The sequence below is a fragment of the Herbaspirillum lusitanum P6-12 genome, assembly GCF_000256565.1.
GTDB lineage: Bacteria > Pseudomonadota > Gammaproteobacteria > Burkholderiales > Burkholderiaceae_D > Herbaspirillum > Herbaspirillum lusitanum.
The window spans coordinates 1-1,654 of record NZ_AJHH01000399.1; the positions used below are offsets into that span (position 1 = coordinate 1).

Consider the following 1,654-nt stretch of genomic DNA (forward strand, 5'->3'; position numbering starts at 1 on the left):
GCGCGCGCGGCGACATCTTCCAGCCGCGCAGCCGCGAAGCCGCGCTCGACGAAGATATCCAGCGCTGCCGCCAGCAATTCCTGCGGGCGCGCTTCCTTGCGCCGCTCCCAGCGCGGTCCGCGTGCGGAGGCCTTTGAAGCGGCTTGGGTGACTTTCGGAGCGAAAGGGGATTTCGAAGGCTGAGCCATGGTGAAGCGGCGGCGCCGCCAGTAAGTTACCGGTGAGTCAGCAATGTAAGTGGCTACAGTCATGTCGTCAAGAAGTCCGCCCGGGCAGATTGCGTAAAGCAGGGTAAAGCCGGGCCGGCCCTTGCGGCAGCGGTTTGCGACGAAGCGCCGGATTCGGGGAATAAAGCGGTGAATGCGGCGGTGTCCTTGCAAACGGAACAGACAAAAGGCTTTTACAATGGGAAAATCAGGCAGGTATCGCCAAAAAAACGGACGAATTTGTCAATCTGGCAACGTATTGGAAGCTTACAGGCAGCCCGGCAGCAGCATAGGTAGCATCGGCAGCATCGGCAGCAGTCCCGGCAATCCGTAGGAGAGCGGCAATGGACAGCATCAACAACCAGTTTTTCATCAACAACACCGCGTCGCCAGTGATCACCGACAATCCCGGCGTCAGCGAATTGCTGACCCAGGCGCACACCAAGGCGCTGACCGATCGCGAAGCGGCGATGGAGTCGGCCATCGATACTTTCATGCGCGGCAAGGGCGGCTACGACATGCACGGCTTCCTGACCGAATTCAAGGAAAACGAAAAGCCGCGCGCCGTCAGCGTCGTCTATGACGGCCTCGGCAGCTACGTCGAGGAGCAGGACGCGCGCGGCGCCTGGCGCCTGGTCAAGGGCGAGTCGGATTTCATGGACGATCTGATGAAGGCATACACGCGCTATAACCTGACCAACGCGGCAGTTGAATACAACAAGGGCAAGAGCCTGCCGACGCTCAACCGCGAGCAGGTTTCACAGGGCGGTTGACTACTGCTCGCATCAAACAAGAAAGCCAGGCTGCGACGCCTGGCTTTTTTGTTTCTCAGCAGTGGTTTGACATCCGCCAATAAAAACGCCGCTGGCAAGGCGCGCCGACGCAGACAGTACGAAGGTACGGCCAGGAGAAGCAACGCCGCCAGCGGTGTTTTTATTGGCGGATCTCAAGTGCCGAAGCTGCTGCTGCCCATGAGCTTTGATAGTCGCGCGGAGATTTCATGCACGATGATCTGCACTTCATCGAGGCTGGGATTGACCTTCTTGTCGATGCGCTCGATGTAGGGCACGTTGAGCGCCGCCAACATGCGGTCGTTGGCGCCCAGCACCGGATACGAGAGGTTCACCACGCCGCGGATCTGCCGGCTTTCCATGCGCGAATAGCCGCGCTCCTGGGTTTCGGCGATCTGGCGCAGCAGCTGGGCGTGGTCGATTTCCTGCTCGCCGTCCATGCGCACGTGCATCGGCATGCCCGGCGCATCGAAGTCATGATAGGTGTCGGGATAGAGGCGCAAGGTGATCGGCGTGTCGCTGTCCTGCATTTTCTTTTCCAGCGATTCGCAGGCTTCAGGCGGCGTCCAGTCGTCGTTTTCACCCATCAGGATCAGCATCGGCGCGGCCGGCTTGTAAGGCGTGCGGTTTTTTGAAAAAGCCGTGCAGGTCGGATAA

At 59.8% G+C, this 1,654-nt stretch carries 2 protein-coding genes and 1 pseudogene; 1 reads left to right on the plus strand and 2 read right to left on the minus strand.

The annotated features are described in order from the left end of the window. A pseudogene (locus HLUSI_RS28495) lies at window positions 1–188 on the minus strand (TetR/AcrR family transcriptional regulator); the annotation flags it as partial. Between the two features lie 362 nt (window positions 189–550). On the opposite strand from HLUSI_RS28495, the gene HLUSI_RS0113065 reads away from it, so the two are divergent. Next, window positions 551–979 carry a hypothetical protein gene (locus tag HLUSI_RS0113065; protein ID WP_016834405.1) on the plus strand — a complete coding sequence of 143 codons (429 nt, stop codon included), beginning with the start codon at window positions 551–553 and terminating at the stop codon, window positions 977–979. A gap of 173 nt (window positions 980–1,152) precedes the next feature. Here the strand turns inward: HLUSI_RS0113065 and HLUSI_RS34125 are convergent. Then, a partial coding sequence (locus tag HLUSI_RS34125; protein WP_040503462.1) for a dienelactone hydrolase family protein occupies window positions 1,153–1,654 on the minus strand: 502 nt, incomplete at its 5' end.

What these genes read in the sequence shown, in the direction of transcription:
- HLUSI_RS0113065 (WP_016834405.1), top strand. Translation starts at nt 551, where the DNA reads ATGGACAGCATCAACAACCAGTTTTTCATCAACAACACCGCGTCGCCA.